Genomic DNA, 18,709 nt, shown 5'->3' on the forward strand with positions numbered 1-18,709 from the left:
CGAAAGCCAGGCCACCGCAGGAGTCTTCATAGCCGGTAGATCGAAATCCAGCTCATGTCCGGATGGCTGGAATAGATATACGTGCCGGTCTTGTTGAGTACCGCGCCGCCTACCGACGGAAAGTAGGCAATGCAGGTGGCGATGCCCTTCACCGTATCGATCCGGTAAACGTCGTAATTACAGGTATAGATCACGTAGACATAGCGGTCATCCGGTGTCACTCCAATGACTTTCACCGGGTAGCCCTGCGTGCCGATCCTTTCCCTGTAGAAGGTTTTGTTGGTCGCGGCATCGATGATGTAGACCTCGTCGATGCCACCGACATACAGCCAGGCGCCATCGGAACTGAAGACCATCGAGCGCGGGTCGGAAAATCCGGGAATGTCGTGTTGCAGGTAATCGACCTTGCTGATCGCAAGAACATCGGTAGGCGCGGTCCGGTCAACCAGCATGGTCGCGTAAAACCTGTCGTTCAACGGGCTGATCCCGAGGGCCAGCGATGCGTTGGTCAGGGCGCCCAGATCGAACTCGTTTTCGACCGTGTAATTCTCGGTCTCGATCAGGCGAATCAACCCGCCGAGCGCGTTCTGAAAGGAAAGGCAGATAAAACGGCCATCTGCACTGCACAGGATCCTGTTGACGTTGGCTGCCGGCAGTATCCTGATCACTTCGCGCATGCGCGTATCGACCACGTAGCACCTTTTCTGGCCAATGGTGTAAAGCCTTTTGCCATCGGGGCTCAGGGTAATCGCGCCCGCCCCTGCCCGCTTGATGGCACCCGTTACGCTGGCACTGGCGATGTCGACCACACTGACTTCGCGACCGCTTTCATGGGCGACATACAACGTGGTTTCATCAGGGCTGATAGCGATCTCTGCAGGTACAAAGCCCAGCGGGATAATGCCGGTCAGCCACGCGATATCCAGGGGGACACCTGAACCGACGGGGTCGACGATATGCGTCAGGGCTCTAACGTTCTGAGATGCTTTTTTTTGCATTTCTCTCACCTTCAATAGGTCTTGTAAGACCGCCAGAACGGGGAATAGATAAGAAGATATATCCCCGTCATCCAACGATGCGGCCAAGACACTTATGCCGCTCCGAGCCAAAAACGTAGGGTCATTGAATACTCAACACGGGGGGATGGGTACTGTCAGAAATAACAGTCGAAATGGGCCGGAACCGTTCGAATGAGGGTATCGACGGCAGTGCAGGACAGCACGGTCGGGCACTCCAGCCCGGAGGCATCAAGCCCGCAGAGTGCCCCTACCATTGGTCAGCGCGATGCTCCGGGGAAGGCTCGTCAGGGTTGGCCGGGGAAAAGACTCAAGAGCTTTCCCGCACCACCAGTTCAAACCCGAGATCGACCTGCGGGTGCTGGGCGACCCCGTCCAGCAGGCCCAGCAATACCTGAGCAGCACGCTGCCCGACTGCTTCTCTGGGCGTGCGAATCGAGGTCAGGCGCGGCACCATGTGCGCGGACCCAGGCAGGTCGTTGAAGCCCACCAGCGAGACCCGTTCGGGGATCGCGACACCCAGGCGCAAGGCCTCCAGCGCAGCGCCCTGCGCCAGGTCGTCATTACAGAAGAACACCCCGTCGACATCCGGGTGCTGGTCAAGCAGGCGCGCAAACAACTCCCCGCCCAGGCCGATCGACGAGGCCTGGCGTGTCGAGACCTGCAGCGCGGGGTCGAACAGCCCGGCGTCTTCCAGCACCCGATGGAACCCGGCGCCACGTTGCAGTACACGGGGGTCGAGTTGGGCGGCCATGTACGCCAGTCGACGGCGGCCACGCCCGATCAGGTGACGCGCGGCTTCGGCACCGGCCTGTTGTTGCGAGAACCCGACGCAATAGGCGCCCAGGCGGGTGTCGAGCTCCATCATGTGCACACAGGGTATGCCACTGGTTTCAAGCATCTGGCGGGACGCTGCCGTGTGGTCGAAACCGGTCAGCAGAATACCGCGCGGGCGATTGACCAGATGGTTGCGCAGCAGCTTCTCTTCCTCTTCAGGCGAGTAATGGTAGTTGCCGATGACCACGTCCAGGCCACGCACGCGCAATACGTCCTGAATGGCTTCCAGCGTCTCGATGAATAACTGGTTGGAAAGCGACGGCACCAGCACCACGACGGTCTGACTGCAGGAAGAGGCCAGCGCCCTGGCTGCCGGATTGGCTACATAACCCAGGCTCTGCGCCGCAACACGGACCTTTTCGACCAGCTCAGGCGCCACGGTGCTGATACCGCGCAACGCACGCGAGGCGGTGATCGGAGAGACGCCAGCCAGCTTCGCCACTTCATTGAGCGTGGGGCGACCGGTAGAGCGGGAACCAATGCGTATCATGCGTTGCCAACTAACATAAGGGTTGCCAAATGTGTCGAATGCCCCATAAGGTAGCGCTGTCTCATGGAATGTGACAATGCTTTATCGCTGGTTTCACAGGGGTTGCCCGGTTCGGGTCCCGCGGAGAACAGCCTCCCATGCTTATTGATGAGCCCAAAACAACGACAAATAACTGGAACAGCCCCGGCTGGGACTCATGTCCAGCCGAAAGAAGACAGCGCTGTCTCCAGATGAGGTGCCTACTGTGACAACTGCGAATACTGCTATTTCCGCCCTTGTGGTGATGGGTGTATCTGGCTGCGGCAAAAGCGCCGTGGGTGCCGAGATTGCCCTGAACAGCGGCGGTCGCCTGATCGAAGGCGACGCGTTCCATCCACCGGCCAACATCGAAAAGATGAGCGCCGGAACCCCCCTCAACGATGAAGACCGTGCCGGCTGGCTGACCCGCCTGGGCGAAGAGATGGCTGCCGCCCTCGCCAAGGGTGAACATCCGGTCCTGACCTGCTCGTCGCTCAAGCTCATCTATCGCCAGCGCCTGCGTGATGCGGTGCCTGGCCTGGGTTTCGTTTTTCTGGAACTCAGCAAGGAACTCGCCAGCGAACGCTGCTCGCATCGGCCTGGGCACTTCATGCCCGCCAGCCTGGTGGACAGCCAGTTCGCGACGCTCGAGCCGCCCTATGGCGAACCGCTGACATTGATCGTGGACGCGTCCCAGCCTATCGATGTCATCGGCAAACAAGCCGCAGCATGGTGGAAAGGCTCTCACGCCTGATAAAGGCGTGAGTGCAAAAGACAGCGCTGTCTTGCGCACACACGATTGAAGTCGGCGCTGTTAACAGTTCCTTAAAACAATAAACCGGAGAGACACCCATGTTCGGTATGACCCATGAGACGTTCCTGCTCGTCGATGCGTTGGTGACCATCGTCGGCCTGGTGCTGCTGATCACCACCTTCAAGGTGCACCCTTTCGTCGCGTTGACCCTGGCGGCAGGCTTTCTTGGCCTGACCTCGGGAATGCCGGTCGAAAAAGTCATGAAATCCTTCCAGGACGGCTTCGGCGGCGTGCTGGGCTTCGTCGGCATCATCCTCGGCCTGGGCACCATGCTCGGCAAGCTGATGGCTGACTCGGGCGGCGCGGACCAGATTGCGCAAACGCTGATACGCACCTTCGGCAAACAGAAAGTGCACTGGGCAATGATGTTCTCTGCCTTCCTGGTGGGCATCCCGTTGTTCTTCGAGATCGGTTTTGTCCTGCTGATCCCGCTGGTGTTCATTGTTGCGCGGCGCACCGGCGTGCCTATCGTCAAGATCGGCATTCCGCTGCTGGCAGGCCTGTCAGCCGTACACGGTCTGGTTCCGCCGCATCCGGGCCCGCTGCTGGCCATCGGTATCTTCGGCGCCGATATCGGCAAGACCATTTTCTACGGACTGATCGTAGCGCTGCCAACTGCAATCATCGCTGGCCCGATCTTCGGTAACTGGATTTCCAAGAGCATCCCCGGTACGCCGTCCAAGGAACTGATGGATCAGATCGCCAAGGAGTCGAGCACTGAAAACCTGCCAGGCTTCGGCATCACGCTGGTGACCATCCTGCTGCCAGTCTTCCTGATGCTGCTCAAGACCCTTGCCGATGTGGTGTTGCCGGAAAACAACATGTTCCGCATCTGGATGGACCTGATCGGTCACCCGATCACCGCCCTGCTTGCCGCGCTGTTGCTGGCGTTCTACACCTTTGGTGCCGCACGTGGTTTTGATCGCAGCAAGATCATGAAGCTGCTGGATCAGAGTCTGGCTCCGGTGGCGGCAATCGTGCTGATTGTGGGCGCAGGCGGTGGCTTCAAGCAGATGCTGGTCGCCAGTGGCGTCGGTGACGTGATCGGGCATATGGCCGTGCAGGCGCAGATCAACCCGATCATGCTGGCCTGGCTGGTTGCGGCGGTCATCCGCGTCGCAACCGGTTCGGCGACGGTGGCAACCATTACCGGTGCCGGCATCGTAGCGCCGGTGGTCGGCCTGATTCCAGGGGTCAATCGCGAGCTGCTGGTGCTGGCAACCGGCGCCGGTTCGTTGATCCTCTCGCACGTCAATGACGCCGGATTCTGGCTGGTGAAGCAGTACTTCAACATGACCGTTGCCGAGACCTTCAAGACCTGGACGGTGATGGAAACCATCCTCTCGGTCGTCGGCCTGATTTTCATCATGCTGTTGTCAATGGCGGTGTAACCCCCGGACGAGCCCTCGCGGGAGCTGAAGCCCGCGAAGGCCTGGTCCCGCCTCACGCCTGTGCATCACCCTTCCCAGCCCCCCGCAATACACCGCATCAGCGTGGACACTACGGTGATCCGCAGCCCCTTCCTACACAATCGTTCACCACTTTCATTTGAATTTTCAGAAAGCCCGGGCAATCTGGTGCAGTCGTGCCTACGCTTATAGTCATATCGAAATGGCGTGAGCGGTACAGTCGGCTGAGACGATGATGACCCGGAACGGTGCAGCGGTTGACGTTACTTTTTATATGACGCCAGTAAATACGGGCATTTTCACGTCGAAACGGGCAGAATTGGCGCACTCGTCGTATCCGGGATGCAAATCTCGATGACAAGAAAATGAACCGAGGGAATTTAATTCACCTGTGCGACGTCATAAGACGGATGCATTTGGATGCACTCGGCAACAATCACCACGCAAAGGCAAACGCCAGCCTCTTGAGAGAGGCGTTTTCAAGAGGCCATCAAGGAAAAGATTATGTTGATACTCACTCGCAAAGTAGGCGAAAGCATAAACATCGGTGACGAGATCACCGTCACGATTCTTGGCGTTCAAGGGCTTCAAGTCCGCCTGGGCATCAATGCACCCAAAAATGTTTCAGTGCATCGTGAAGAAATCTACAAACGTATCCAGGCAGAACTGGCTCCCAACCAGGACCCACAATAATTCCCGCACTACCCCCTTATTCAATGCTGATCTGCCGTTTATTGGCAGACCGGCCGTACGGCGTCCCTGGGACGCCGTTTTTTATGGCCGCCATTCTGCGCTTCTCTGCTGCACCGGCCTAACCGGCCTGAAGGCCTAAAGCCGCCTGCATGAACCCTTCCGAAATGAACGTCTCGGCAGCTACAGGCTGATGAGCGAGTCTGCGTGTGACCGCCTCCAGCACCACTCGGCTGGCATCATGATGAAACTGCCAGACGCCGTATATCCGGCCGTCGAAGGCGGGTTCGCTGCCCAATTGCGGATCGACGCCCAGTCCGGCGCCCAGACCGAAAAGATGCAGGCCCTTGATTCGACGACCGTGCTGGTCGAACGGGCAGCCGCCAGCGTCCGAGTCGAGCCCCCCCTTGGCCTCGCGCAAACTGACAAGGTTGCCATCGGCATCACTCAGTCTGGGCAACACGGGCTGATAGCCAGAACACTGTACGATCACAGCCGAGTCGGCCAGAACGAGTCGGGCCTGCTCGTGTTCATCGGGGCGTCCGCCCAGTGTCTGCAGCATCTGCACGCGCACGCCGGTTTTGCCTACGCGACCGCTTTGCAGCGCTTGGCGCCCGATCTCCAGCGCACGGTAACGCAAACCTCCGGAGCGGTTGATCCGACCTGAAACCGGACAGACATCAAGCTGCGCGTCGAATGCGTAGCCGGCTGCGTGCGCCAGTTCAGCACTTTCGTAAAACAGCCTGATGCTGCTTCGATGAACGAGTGACAGCTCCTGCAAGCCGGCAAACTCCAGTGCATCCGCCAGATTCTCCAGCGTCGAAAACGCGCTGTGAGATCCCCCGACGATGGTGATGCGCCCGTTATCGGCCAGCGCCGGGGCAAACACTTCGCGTAACTGCACCGCGTTCATGCGCAACAAGCGGTCAGCGCTCTGGACAATGCAGTTATCCGGCAGCGCCAGGCCTTGTCGGGCAAGATCATCGATCAGGTGCTGTGGATCCTGGCGCCCGCCCAGGTTGAGTACCAGCGCCTGGCAGCGCACGCGTCTTTTGCCGTACACGCTGTCAACGTGCAGACAGAACTCGTCGCCCTCGCAAATCACCTCATCAAGGCGCGTGCCGGACCAGACCTCTACGCCATAACGTTGCACGATGTGCTCCAGCACCAGCCTGGCGGCCTCGGCCATGAGCAGGCCCACATCCGACAGCTGCGGCGCGCTCTGTGCCTGTGCCTTGATGCGCCAATAGGCTGCCGAGTACTCGAGAGGTTCGAACACCTCGCGCAATGCCGGATCGCGAAGGCAATCAATGAACACATCGCCTACCGAGTTGGCAGTGATCCGGTAATCTCCCAGCGCACCCGCACCGGGCTGGTCGCTCGCATCAATGACAATCAGTCCTTTGGCAGCGAGCCCGGGCATCGCGCCGCTCTTCAGGGCGTTGAACAAAAAGCCCATGCCCGCGAGCCCGGCCCCTCCCACCACGCAACCGCAAGCTGTTTCCATACAGTTATCAAACATAATGATGCTCCATCGTCATTTTCATACGTGGGTGCAGTCCAGAAGTTCTGGATGTCGAATACCTGATTGATAAGGCGAACCAGCGTCCCTGCACGATTCGAGGCGAAACACATGCAGCACACTACACACGCGCTCATTCACGGCGCCCATGGGACGACATGATTAGAGAAGGTGTTCTTCACAAAAAATTACAATAGGACCAACAGACACAGGCCCTGAGTTCAGACCTGACAGGAAGAAGGCATCATGCTACCGCCCTTTTTAAGGCAGCGTTTTTATCAACCTGAAAAGAGTGACAATGCGTTACAAAATAAGTCGGGCAACTGAATAGTTGCAAAGAAAAGCGGGAGTGTCAAATGGGCGGCAACGGTCTGGAGCGCTTTATAACCTGATGATCTGAATGATCTTGTATCTTTCGATCGTTAAATGCCCCTTCAAAAGAGCAGTTTTCGCTGACATTAACGCATTCAATGCGTTCAACTTATTTTTTATCGTCTGCGCTAAAAACAGCAAGCTTTCGACGCTGTTAATTTGACGAGCACAAAACGGCTGTGCGCCAACAGAGGTTCGCGTTCATGAAGACCAGCCGAGCCTCTCTCCCTGCGCTGAATGCGGTCGACAAGCGGCCCGTAGAAACGACAAGGCCCCGATCAGCGATGATCAGGGCCAGGTATCGTGATGCCAGGGCATCAGCGGGGTGCAGCAGTATCAGGCAGCGCTGTAATACGCTTTCGAGACACGGGGCATTACCGGCGCTTCGCGCAATTCAGCCACCAGGTCAGCGATGTCCCGAACCGTATTGATACGGCTGAGCGGCCGGCTCTTCTGAAGCTGGGCGCGCCCCGATACCGGATCGCTTATCTGCACATTCATCTGATCATTGGCAATCGTACAGGTGCAACGCAACGGCAGAAGCGCACGTTCAACCATACTCCTGAGTTCTAACTCGGACAGTCCACTCGCGATCATTTCTTTATCTCCTTATGTGTGTAAGCATGTCCCGACAGTGACAAATTTTTGATAATTTTTATTGTTGATGACTTTTTAAAAACGGCCCGCGCCAGCCCGCCAATTATCCGTCGCCACTCACGTGATGCTTAAACCCGTTATACACTGCGCGCTGCACTTCAGGCAACTTCCATAACTTAATATCGATAACCCTTTTAACGCCGCTTCTTATTGAACGCACCCGTGAAAAAAACGATTCACCGCCCTGCTCATCAACAAAATGGCACGTGGCGTGAACCACCGTGGATAACATGCACGTAAAAGAAGGAAGTAAAGACTGACGAACGGTTGAAGAGTGAAACGGGGGCGGCTCTCGCAAGGCACGCCCGCTCCTTCAAAAGAGTCGTGCGTGCCCTGCTCGAAAACTTACTCTTGTTCGTCCTGCATATTCTCTTTTGCGTCGGTGCCGGACAGCCGCAGGTGAATCAGCGCAACACGCTCGCCACGCTTATCGAGCTTTTCTTCGATATGGAAAGGACGGAATCCCATCCGCGGATAGAACAGCAGGCCCGGGACGTTGTGGTTGTAGCAGGACGCGATCATTTCGCTCGCTTCGTGCTTGTCGAACGCAATCCCCATCATGGTGGTGATCATGAAGCGCCCTACCCCTCTGGAGCGGGCTTTCGGTGCGATGATGACGTTGCCCAGCGAACAGCGGCCGCGAAAGGTGCAGAGAGAGAAGTTGGCAAATCCTACCACTTCGCCATCCATCTCGATGACGGTCGAATCATGACGCGTCTCGAGCGCATGGATGAGTTGCGAGGCGGTCAGCGGGTACGTTGCCCTGGGGAACATATAGAACAGCTCATCGGCATTCTGCGGCATCTCGCAGATGAGGGGGACGTCTTTTTCTTCCAGGGGACGGTGAGTGAACATAGGCGGTAACCTCTTGAAGAAATTGAAGAAAGCGCGGGAATACAGCAAGCAGATCGGCGAATCCGGCGACGGTAGATGACAAAAACACAGCGCCCTCGCCCACACAGCATAATCCGCAGCTATCGAAAAGGGCTACCTCAATAACAAAACGTGCTAATGAGCATCGTTGTCCAGGCTGCCTTCGGGCCACATCGCGCAAGGTATTGAAGCCACGGGTTTTACTCGCCTCGGTCTTTCAGTGCTTGCGACGCAGGTACGCAATATCCTGTAACCCGGCGTTCGTCGGCTGGCCTTGCATCCCGGATGCAGATTCTGCATTTATTTCAATTTGTTGACCGGACCATTCTTCTTATGTCGATTTCGCCTCTGGCTCGCTTCAAAGCCCGTCCGCTCAGATGGATTAGCATGATAGCCATCATCCTTGGCCTGCCCGTCGGCTGTGCAGTGCTTGAACACAAGGAGCGCGAACTGGTGTTTCGCATCGAGCCCGGTACCGCCAGCTGGTACAGCGGTCTGCCGGCAGATGTACAGGAAATCGAACTCAGTACACCGGCATTCGGTACCTCGCAGAATATCCACGCATGGTGGTGGCCCGCTGCGGACAAGAACGCCCCGGCGGTGCTGTACCTGCATGGATCACGATGGAACCTCACCGGCCAGCTGTTCCGTATCCAGCAACTCAAGGCACAGGGCTACTCGATACTGGCAATCGATTACCGGGGCTTCGGGCAAAGCATGGGCCAGTTGCCGTCGGAAAGGTCTGTGTATGAAGACGCACGCATCGCCTGGGAACGCCTGAAGCAATTGCAACCCGACCCGCAGCGCAGGCTGATTTATGGACACTCTCTGGGCGGTGCGGTGGCGGTGGATCTGGCGGCCGAACTGGGCGAAGACGCTGAAAAGGGCAATGCGCCGATTCAGGCCCGCGGGCTGATCATAGAATCGACGTTCACCAACCTGGCCGATGTGGCCACCGCGCTGGCCAACACCTCGCTGCCAGTGCGCTGGCTGCTGTCGCAGAAGTTCGACTCGCTGGACAAGATTGCAGACATCCATATGCCGGTGCTGATCGTGCACGGCACCGAGGATCGCTATGTACCGGCTCGCTTCAGCGAACAGTTGTTTGCAGCCGCGCAGGAACCCAAGAAGCTGCTATTGGTGCCTGGCGGTACGCATAACAACAGCATGCAACTCGGGCAGCCCGCTTACAGTCGGGCCATTCGCGCCCTGCTCGATACACCGGCATCGCTGCCTCAGGTGACAAAACAGGGCAAGGACTCAAAGACCGCGGGTTAGACAGCGCCGGGCACGTGGCAGTAGTCTTCGGACTCATGGCCAAAGGACCCCGCAATGAACTGTATTGTCGAGTATTCAGACCCGCATCACCGCCTCGCCGTCATCCAGCTGTGGAAGACGGTCTTCAATGACGACATGCCGCACAATCGTCCAGACCTGTCGATCGACAAGAAACGGGCTGTCGACGACCATTTGTTCTTCGTTGCTCTTGCGGATGACGAGGTGGCCGGTACCCTTCTTGCCGGCTATGACGGGCATCGCGGCTGGCTGTATTCGGTCGCCGTTGATCCAAAACAGCGCGGCAACGGCCTGGGCACCCGACTGGTCAGGCACGCAGAAAAGGCGCTTGCGGATCTCGGCTGCGTGAAGATCAACCTGCAGATCCATACCTTCAATGAGAGCGTGCAGGCCTTCTATCGAACCCTGGGCTACACGCCGGAGCTCATTATCAGCATGGGCAAGCGGATCGATGCCAACGTAACGGCTCAGTCCTGAGCCGAGCGCTCTCTATTTGCCGAGGCGACCGAAACCATCGGGCGCCTCAATCATTTATTTACATGAGAATTAATATCAAATTACAATTATTGCTATTAACGTCCTAGCAGAGCATCTCCCTTGAGCACTTCCTTCCAATGCCCTCGCCGCCCCGGCACTTTTCTGCTGTCCGCGCTTTCTCTGGCGATGTTCTCCGGCGGCGCAGTGCATGCAGCCGAAACCGCGACGCTGCCCGCCACGCAGGTGTCGGCAACCGCGACCGAAACACAGGAAGGCTACAGCGCCAAAAGCGCCAGTACCGCGAGCAAGAGCGATGTACCGCTCAAGGAAGAAGCGCAGTCGGTCAACGTGGTGACACCGCAGACCATCGCCGACTACAACGTGCGCTCGCTAGACGATGCCATGAAGTTTGTCAGTGGCGTCAGCCAGGGCAATACGCTCGGCAACACCAAGGACTCGCTGGTCAAGCGCGGCTTTGGCACCAACGATGATGGCTCGGTGCTGCGTGACGGCGTGCGCTCGGTGGTGTCTAAAAATTTCGGTGCCACGACCGAACGCGTTGAAGTGCTCAAAGGCCCGGCCTCGCTGCTGTACGGAGCAATGGAGCCAGGTGGCGTGATCAACGTGATCAGCAAACAGCCGCAATACGTGCAAAGCACCACGCTCAGTGGCTCGGCGTACAGTGAAGGCGGCGGCAGTTTCGGCATCGACACCACCGGCCCATTGGGCGACTCGGGGCTGGCTTACCGCCTGGTGGCCGAGCGTCAGAGCGAGGACTACTGGCGCAACTATGGCGTTGACCAGCACACGCTGGTCGCACCGTCGCTGTCCTGGACCGGGGAGCGCGCCAGCCTGACGCTGGCTTACGAATACAACGACTACGTCAGCCCGTTCGACCGTGGCACGGTGTTCACGGGCGGTCACCCGGCCGATATCAGCTACGACAAGCGCCTGGACGAAAAATGGGCAAATACCGTCGGCATCAGCGAAACCGCGACCGCGCGCTTCGAGTACCAGCTCAGCGATGACTGGAAAACCCGCCTGACCTACGGCTGGAACAACGACCGCTACAGCCTCTCGATTGCCCAGCCGAGCACGCTGTCCAGCAGCGGCGTGCTGCGGCGTCAGGCCAATGGCGGCCATTACGATTACGAAACGCGTTATGCCAGCTGGGACTTCATCGGCAAGCAGGAGTTATTCGGCCAGCAACATGATCTGCTGATCGGCGCAGAGCAGGAAGACTCCGACAAGTACCGCGGCAAGACCTACCGCAACACCGCGCAGAACGGCTTCAACATCTTTTCGCCCAGCTATGGCGGCCTGGCGGAGCCCAGTGTCGTCAGTGCGACCACCAGCAACCTGAGCAATCAACTGAACTCGTCGTCCGTTTACCTCAAGGACAACTGGCACCTCGATGATCGCTGGATTCTGGTCCTGGGTGGCCGCTATCAGCATTATGACCAGTACATCAAACAGGGACTGGGCGTGAACCGCACGGTGAACCTGGATACCAGCGACGATATATTCCTGCCGATGGCGGGTCTGGTGTTCAAGGTCAATGAGGACCTGTCGCTGTACGGCAACTACAGCCGCTCTTTCGTACCCAACGATGACGTCAACGATGACGGCACCACCTTCGACCCGGAAGAGGGCCGCAGCTACGAAGTCGGGGCCAAATATGCACTGGCACCGGAACTCGACTTCAACCTCGCGGTATTCGACATCGAGAAGAAAAACGTCGTCACTCCTACCGGCGTGACCGGTGTCAGCGAAGCAGCCGGCAAGGTAGGTTCACAAGGCATAGAGCTGGATGTGACCGGTCGAATTGCCGAGCGCTGGGACATGATCGGCACTTACGCCTACACCCACACCGAAGTGCTGGATGATCCAAGCAACAAGGGCAATCGTCTGAGCCAGGCCCCCAAGCACACGGCCAGCCTATACCTCACCCATCACCTGCAAGTCCCGTCCGGTCTGGGGGACTGGCACGCAGGTGGCGGCGCACGCTACGTCGGCGAACGCGCTGGCGACGATGCCAACACGTTCTACATGAGCAGCTATACCGTGGCTGATGCGTTCCTGCGCTGGGATGTGCCAATGGCCGGTTATAAAACACGCCTGCAGTTGAACGTGGATAACCTGTTCGACAAGCAGTACTACCCTTCCAGCACCGGCAGCCAGTTGCAGGTCAATGTGGGTGAACCGCGCACCGCACGCCTGAGCGCCAGCGTCACGTTTTAAGACGTTGCCACGGAGCAGGCCTGCGCGGGCTTGCTCGGTGGCACTTGAAGGGATGTATCAGAACTTAATTCGGTAAAAGCTGATCAGCGCTTCATTGCCATACAGGTATTCGAACCTGCCGATGAATGCGCTCTTCTCCAGCCACTCGTTAGGGCCCAGAGAGACCTGAAAGCGTGGTGTGCAGGTGCACTGATAATGGCCTTCGCTGATTGGCCATACTCCGTTCTGCAATTCGTGCTGGCCCGTTTCGTCAACGAGCAGAGCGCCTCTGCTTTCAACGTTGATCATTTCACCCAACTGGGTGACTAACGTGAAACGGGTTTCCAGAAAGGCAAGCTCGGATGACAACTCAACCAGCGTATTGCTACCGCCGGAAAGTACCGAGCCGCTGAAGTTTTCGCCGTAAAATTCCCCGCCCACTACATTGCTGTTGCTACGCAGTCCGTCGCTGCATATCCCCATGAGCACAGGAGCATCGGTCTTCAGAATCACGGTCAGCATTTTTTCCAGCTGAGGAGCGGCTGCCGTATTACTACGAAAAGCACGTTTGACGGATTTGTTGAAGTCGATAATGGTCATAGAACTGTTCACTCCATCTTTGAATGGATTCGGGCAACGAATGGCCGGGTGCAGTCCATCGGCATTTATCTACGCCTGCTTTTCCAGTAAGCTCCACGGAGTCGACTGAAATCGTACCGAACGGTTCAGTTCCAGTCTAGAGAATTTTGCACACGATCTGCCCACTGGAGAATTGAGGATATGAATGAAGGTCCGTACTGAAGCTCGCCGCGAGGCCATCATTGATGCCGCAGCAAGTGTCTTCCTCGAAATGGGCTACGAGCGTGCCTCGATGAATGAGGTCACCAAACGAATGGGTGGCTCCAAGGCGACGATCTACAGTTACTTTCCCTCCAAGGAAGAACTGTTCATTGCCGTGGTCAACAGGCTCGCAACCGCTCATCTGGCCGACGCGGTTTCAGAGCTGGTGATCCAGGATGACAAACCGATCGATTTGCGCACCCTGTTCACGCGCTTCGGGGAGCGCATGCTGATGGTGCTTATCAATGATGACAAGGCACTGGCCGTGTATCGCATGGTGGTCGCCGAGTCCGGGCACTCGGACATCGGCATGATGTTCTACGAATCCGGCCCCAGCCAGTGCCTGCAGACAGTCACCTCACTGATGACTCTGGCAATGCGAAAAGGCCAGTTGCGTGAAACCGATCCGCACATCGCCGCGTTGCAGTTGACCTCGCTGTTGACTGCCGAGACCGACATTCGCCTTTACCAACAGGCGCCCATGCCGCTGAGCATCGAAGAAATTCGCGCCATGGTCGAACGCGCAGTGGATACCTTCATGTTGGGTATGGAGGAACGCTGAGTCCGCATAACAGAACCAAGCGGTCCTGATAAGAGCCGATATTGCAACCCTTCTGAAATACCTTGTTACTCTTTTACAGCCAAGTTAATCCGAATGAGGGCGATAGCTGATTACCCCTTCGGAGAAACACTATGATCCTGCGAAAACTCAACCTGGCCGCCCGTTCGACGCTCTGTTTCGGCGTGTTCTGCCTGATGATCATTGCCTTGGGCCTGCTCGCCCTGCGTCAGGCGGCCGAGCTCAATGCGGCGGAAAAATTCATCGAGACCAATGTGCTTCCGAGCATAAAACAGCTCGGGTCGATTGATCGGGAGTTTGTCAGTATCCGCGGCAACAACGCCCGTGTGCGCAATCCGATTGAACCGCAGGATCGAAAGACCAAGGCGCTCAGCGATATCCAGCAGTCTCGCTCGCTGATCGCCGGCTATTTTGACGCACTCGGCAAATTGATCGTGACTCCGCAAGGGCGCCAGGCATTCGATGAATTGTCTCAGGCACAGGCCGGGTATCAGCTGGCACAGGACCGCTACCTGGCCTCGGTGGCGGCTGGCGATCTGGAAGCCGCAGTGGCAACCTCCAATGGTGAAATGAAAAGCGCGGCCGATCAGGTTGAAGCCGGGATGAAGAAACTCATCGGCATCAACGACGGCAAAGCCGAGAAAGCTGGCGCTACCGCTCAGGCTGCCTATGAGCAGACATTGTGGATGGTGGGTATTTTCATCGCCGTCGGCGTCATTACCACGCTGCTCCTTGCCTGGATGTACACCCGCAGTCTGACGGGCCCGATTGGCGATTCGTTGAGTATCGCGCAACGCATTGCCACTAATGATCTGAGCAAGGATATCCCGCAACATGGTACTGACGAGGCGGCGAAACTGATTGCCGCACTCGCCACCATGCAAACCAACCTGCGCAATGCCCTGATCCTGATCGGCGACTCGTCCACCCAGCTGGCGGCCACCTCCGAGGAAATGCATGCAGTCACGGAAGATGCATCGCGCACCATTCTGCGCCAGACCAACGAGATCGAAATGGCAGCCACGGCCGTCAACGAGATGAGCGCGGCGGTGGAAGAAGTGGCCAGTAACGCCGCATCGGCATCGGAAGTGACCTCGCAATCGAGCACTGCAGCCATGGCCGGACGCGCGCAGGTCGATGAGACCGTCACGGCGATCAACCTGATGGTTTCCAAGGTGCAGATCACCTCCACCGAGGTACAGGGCCTGGCCGTCATGGCGACGGATATCAGCAAGGTGCTGGATGTCATTCGCGCCATCGCCGAACAGACCAACCTGCTGGCGCTCAACGCGGCCATCGAAGCGGCCCGCGCAGGTGAAGCCGGACGAGGTTTTGCGGTGGTTGCGGACGAAGTCCGGGCACTGGCGCATCGCACTCAGCAATCGACCCGAGAAATCGAGCAGATGGTCGGCTCGATTCAGACCGGTACCGGCAATGCCGTCAGCGCAATGGAGCAGACTAGCGTTCAGGCCCACAAGACGCTGGAGATGGCCAATGGCGCCGGCAAGGCGCTGCTGGAAATCACCGAATCCATCAGCCAGATCAATGAACGTAACCTGATGATTGCCACCGCAGCTGAAGAACAGGCTCAGGTCGCTCGAGAAGTCGACAGAAGCCTGGTCAGCATTCGTGATCTGTCCAGCCAGACATCCGAGGGCTCCAATCAGACGGCCATCGCCACTGCCGAACTGTCGACCCTGGCTTCAAGCCTGAACCGTCTCACCAAGCAATTCCGCGTTTAAGCCCCTCTGCCGGGAAGCTCGCTTCCCGGCATCTTTCCTTGTCGAATGATCTACCCAGGCTTGCCAGCCGTTGCGCAGCGTTAGACGCTACTGCTGCGTGCCGAACATTGCCGTCCAGTAAATCCCTGCGTCACTTTTCGGGTCCATCGCGTAGGCTGCACCCAGCTCGCGGAAATCCGGATTCATCAGATTGGCGCAGTGGCCCGGGCTCAGCAGCCAGCCATCCACCACCTTGCGCGCACTGTCCTGACCGGCGGCAATGTTCTCCCCCACCTGCTGACCTACATACCCGGCCAGTTCGGCGCGGTCGCCAGGTGTACGGCCGTCACGATCCTTGTGGTCAAAAAAGTTTTGATTGGCCATCGCCTGGGAATGACGTTGTGCAGCGGTCCCCAGTACCAGGTTCCAGGCCAGCGGCGTGGTAGCGGCGAAGGATTGTGTGCCGCACTGGCGTGCCTGAGTGCGGGCGTTGTTGATCATTTCCAGTATCTTTTGCCCCTCTGTCTGCCAGTCGCCAAGACGCGACGCGACCAGCGAGCGCGCCAGCACGATACGCCAGTCTCGTCCTTCGCGGCTGACACCGATGTCGACGAACTGCGGGTCCAGTACCACGCGGCAGAAACTCTCCAGAACCGCCTTGAGTGCAGCGTCTGCATTGTTCGGACCGGACAGGCTTATCGCCTGCACGGTGACCATCGGGTAGGAAGCACGCGTCAGCGCCTGTTGCAGGTCCAGATTGCCACTGGCCGGCAGCACCAGACGCGCATCGCTGGTCAGCGGCGGCAGTTCCATGGACACCTGCTCGCCGCAGCGCTGCGCCTGGCCGCGATAGGCATTGAGGGATTCGATCAATTGCGTCTCGTCGCCGGCCAGTGCAGCACTGGCAAACACGCCAGAGCACAACACGGCCAGAAAGGCTATCGACACTCGCGGGAGTGACAGGCGCAGAAGGTAATGAATGACAGGCATGAAAAGTCTCTCTCGGGCTGAGTCCGCCTATGATGCGCGAAATGACCCGGTCGGGCGCAACGCCTTTTTTATGCCTGACCGGAATTTAACAACCGATCGGGCCCAGACGTGCGCCAGACAATGCCTCGTGAGGACGACTTACAGCTTGAAGTTGGCAACCAGTGAGTTGAACGAGGTGGCCAGTCGCGACAGCTCCTGACTGGACGCGCTGGTCTGGTTGGCACCGGCAGCGCTCTGGGTCGACAGGTCCTGAATATTGATCAGGTTGCGGTCTACCTCGCGGGCCACCTGGGCCTGTTCTTCCGAGGCGGAAGCAATGACCAGGTTGCGCTCGTTGATGGTGGCTACACCCAGGGTGATTTTCTCCAGCGCCGCGCCCGCACGCAGCGCCAGTTCCTGCGTGTTGGTGGCCAGCGACAGGCTCTTGCCCATCGCCGCAACCGCGCCGTCGGCGCCCGACTGAACGGTGCTGATCATGCCTTCGATTTCCACGGTCGATGCCTGGGTACGGTGCGCCAAAGCCCGAACCTCGTCAGCCACCACCGCAAAACCACGACCCTGTTCGCCGGCACGCGCAGCTTCAATGGCGGCGTTCAAGGCCAGCAGGTTGGTCTGCTCGGCGATACTGCGAATCACGTCAAGCACCTTGCTGATTTCCCGCACATGCCCGGCCAGCTCGGAGACAGCGCCAGTGGACGCGGTGATCTCGTGGACCATGGTGGTGATGCCCTTGACCGTGTGATCGACCTGACCACGGCCATCGACGGCGTCGTCTGTCGCAGACTTCGAAGCCTCGGACGTGGACACCGCGTTGCGCGCCACTTCTTCCACTGCGGCAGTCATCTGATTGACGGCTGTTGCCGCCTGCTGGATTTCGTCGTTCTGGCGAGTCAGCCCGCGGGTACTTTCATCGGTGACGGCGCTCAGTTCTTCGGCAGCGGAAGCCAGCTGGTCCGAGGCACTGGCAATCTGTTGAATGGTGTTTTTCAGACTGCCCTGCATGTCGGACAGCGCGTCCAACAGTTGCCCGGCCTCATCGCCACTGTTAGAAACAATAGGCTGGGTCAGGTCACCGCCCGCAATGCGCTGAGCACTGGCGACTGCGACAGCCAAAGGACGGGTGATCATGCGGGTAATCAGCACGCCCAGCATGATGGCCACCAGAAACGCAATCACCACGCCAATCTCCAGCATCAATACCGAACTGGCCTTCAGGTCGGCAGCAGCGGCTGCGCCTTCCTTGATCTGACGGTTGTTGGAATCGATCATGGTGCGCATGTAACTGCGCACCTTGGTAAAGCTTTCCGAGGACAGGCTGTTCAACTGGGTCCGGGCAGCCTCGTAATTACCCGCCTTCATCAGGTCGACAACCTGTTGAGAGCCCGAAACGTAAGCGGGCAGCATCAGTTCCAACTGGTCACCGGCGGCGCGCTCGTCATCTTCCAGAGGCGTGGCGCGGTAGATCGCGAACACTTTTTGCGCACGGGCCAGGTCATCACTCAACGCCTGACGAACGCGATCCTTGTCTGTTTCGGAGACACCGCCATCCTGCGCATCCAGCAAACGGTAAAGCCCGCGGTTGTGAGCGGTGAAGCTGGTCAGCGCTTCATTGGTGTTGCTGACCGAGACGAGGTTGTTGGAAAAAGTAAGCTCAAGGGCGTTGGCCAGGCGGGTCACGCCCACCATTCCCAAAGCACCGACGGCCAGCGTAATCAATGCACAGATAATGAAAGCAGAGAGCAGCTTGGTGGAAAACTTGGACTGACGCAGGACGTTCATGGGGCTTACCTGTTGCTGAATGAGGAGTGGTGTCAGTGCCGGAATGAGGTGATCAAACAGCGATGATGTCATAGTGACTTCACCTCATTTGGATCGTTCCACAACCTC

General features: G+C 58.2%; 16 protein-coding genes and 1 pseudogene. 8 read left to right on the forward strand and 9 right to left on the reverse strand.

Annotation, left to right across the window (positions count from 1 at the left end; all coding sequences use genetic code 11):
- Positions 1-26: 26 nt before the first annotated feature.
- Both P406_RS20665 and gntR read right to left on the reverse strand, forming a co-directional pair.
- Positions 27-998 (reverse strand): beta-propeller fold lactonase family protein, encoded by a 972-nt coding sequence (locus P406_RS20665; RefSeq protein ID WP_046237218.1) that lies wholly within the window; start codon positions 996-998, stop codon positions 27-29.
- 328 nt (positions 999-1,326) lie between these two features.
- Positions 1,327-2,343: an HTH-type transcriptional regulator GntR gene (gene gntR / locus P406_RS20670; protein WP_046237219.1), complete on the reverse strand. Its 1,017-nt coding sequence runs from the start codon at positions 2,341-2,343 to the stop codon at positions 1,327-1,329.
- A gap of 283 nt (positions 2,344-2,626) precedes the next feature.
- Here gntR and P406_RS20675 point away from each other — a divergent pair, with 283 nt between their 5' ends.
- From P406_RS20675 to csrA, 3 genes are all read left to right on the forward strand, one after another.
- On the forward strand, positions 2,627-3,115 hold the full coding sequence (locus tag P406_RS20675; protein WP_003412230.1) for a gluconokinase: 489 nt from the start codon (positions 2,627-2,629) through the stop codon (positions 3,113-3,115).
- A gap of 98 nt (positions 3,116-3,213) precedes the next feature.
- Positions 3,214-4,566 carry a GntP family permease gene (locus P406_RS20680; RefSeq protein ID WP_003412234.1) on the forward strand — a complete coding sequence of 451 codons (1,353 nt, stop codon included), beginning with the start codon at positions 3,214-3,216 and terminating at the stop codon, positions 4,564-4,566.
- Positions 4,567-5,088: 522 nt separating this feature from the next.
- Complete coding sequence (gene csrA, locus P406_RS20685) at positions 5,089-5,277, forward strand: carbon storage regulator CsrA (RefSeq protein WP_002554157.1); 189 nt, start codon at positions 5,089-5,091, stop codon at positions 5,275-5,277.
- A 118-nt stretch (positions 5,278-5,395) separates the two neighbouring features.
- Here csrA and P406_RS20690 read toward each other — a convergent pair whose 3' ends face one another.
- The 3 genes from P406_RS20690 to P406_RS20700 all read right to left on the reverse strand — a co-directional run bounded on the left by P406_RS20690 (position 5,396) and on the right by P406_RS20700 (position 8,680).
- Positions 5,396-6,796, reverse strand: coding sequence for a pyridine nucleotide-disulfide oxidoreductase (locus P406_RS20690; protein ID WP_046237220.1), 1,401 nt, complete (start codon positions 6,794-6,796; stop codon positions 5,396-5,398).
- Positions 6,797-7,504: 708 nt separating this feature from the next.
- Positions 7,505-7,765, reverse strand: a complete 261-nt coding sequence (locus P406_RS20695) for a DUF1652 domain-containing protein (RefSeq protein ID WP_032699109.1) — start codon at positions 7,763-7,765, stop codon at positions 7,505-7,507.
- A 405-nt stretch (positions 7,766-8,170) separates the two neighbouring features.
- Positions 8,171-8,680 (reverse strand): GNAT family N-acetyltransferase, encoded by a 510-nt coding sequence (locus tag P406_RS20700; protein ID WP_003412242.1) that lies wholly within the window; start codon positions 8,678-8,680, stop codon positions 8,171-8,173.
- A 351-nt stretch (positions 8,681-9,031) separates the two neighbouring features.
- On the opposite strand from P406_RS20700, the gene P406_RS20705 reads away from it, so the two are divergent.
- The 3 genes from P406_RS20705 to P406_RS20715 all read left to right on the forward strand — a co-directional run bounded on the left by P406_RS20705 (position 9,032) and on the right by P406_RS20715 (position 12,712).
- On the forward strand, positions 9,032-9,976 hold the full coding sequence (locus tag P406_RS20705) for an alpha/beta hydrolase (RefSeq protein WP_046237255.1): 945 nt from the start codon (positions 9,032-9,034) through the stop codon (positions 9,974-9,976).
- A gap of 54 nt (positions 9,977-10,030) precedes the next feature.
- Complete coding sequence (locus tag P406_RS20710; RefSeq protein ID WP_046237221.1) at positions 10,031-10,471, forward strand: GNAT family acetyltransferase; 441 nt, start codon at positions 10,031-10,033, stop codon at positions 10,469-10,471.
- 120 nt (positions 10,472-10,591) lie between these two features.
- Positions 10,592-12,712, forward strand: a complete 2,121-nt coding sequence (locus P406_RS20715; protein WP_082100885.1) for a TonB-dependent siderophore receptor — start codon at positions 10,592-10,594, stop codon at positions 12,710-12,712.
- Positions 12,713-12,769: 57 nt separating this feature from the next.
- Here P406_RS20715 and P406_RS20720 read toward each other — a convergent pair whose 3' ends face one another.
- Entirely contained in the window at positions 12,770-13,291 is a 522-nt protein-coding gene (locus P406_RS20720) for a DUF3237 domain-containing protein (protein ID WP_003412250.1), read from the reverse strand.
- A gap of 184 nt (positions 13,292-13,475) precedes the next feature.
- On the opposite strand from P406_RS20720, the gene P406_RS20725 reads away from it, so the two are divergent.
- Positions 13,476-14,093, forward strand: a complete 618-nt coding sequence (locus P406_RS20725) for a TetR/AcrR family transcriptional regulator (RefSeq protein ID WP_046237223.1) — start codon at positions 13,476-13,478, stop codon at positions 14,091-14,093.
- A gap of 131 nt (positions 14,094-14,224) precedes the next feature.
- On the forward strand, positions 14,225-15,853 hold the full coding sequence (locus P406_RS20730; protein WP_046237224.1) for a methyl-accepting chemotaxis protein: 1,629 nt from the start codon (positions 14,225-14,227) through the stop codon (positions 15,851-15,853).
- 87 nt (positions 15,854-15,940) lie between these two features.
- On the opposite strand, the gene P406_RS20735 is transcribed toward P406_RS20730, so the two are convergent.
- The 3 genes and pseudogenes from P406_RS20735 to P406_RS30580 form a co-directional block, all read right to left on the reverse strand.
- Positions 15,941-16,822, reverse strand: a complete 882-nt coding sequence (locus P406_RS20735; protein WP_046237225.1) for a CAP domain-containing protein — start codon at positions 16,820-16,822, stop codon at positions 15,941-15,943.
- A gap of 138 nt (positions 16,823-16,960) precedes the next feature.
- The gene (locus tag P406_RS30575) at positions 16,961-17,824 is read right to left on the reverse strand and encodes a methyl-accepting chemotaxis protein (protein ID WP_442439551.1); all 864 of its coding nucleotides are present in this window, start codon (positions 17,822-17,824) and stop codon (positions 16,961-16,963) included.
- Positions 17,819-18,673, reverse strand: a pseudogene (locus tag P406_RS30580) (MCP four helix bundle domain-containing protein); the annotation flags it as partial. The pseudogene P406_RS30580 and the gene P406_RS30575, both read right to left, overlap by 6 nt.
- Positions 18,674-18,709 lie beyond the last annotated feature (36 nt).

The organism is Pseudomonas syringae pv. coryli str. NCPPB 4273 (genome assembly GCF_000972175.1).
Classification (GTDB): Bacteria; Pseudomonadota; Gammaproteobacteria; order Pseudomonadales; family Pseudomonadaceae; genus Aquipseudomonas; species Aquipseudomonas syringae.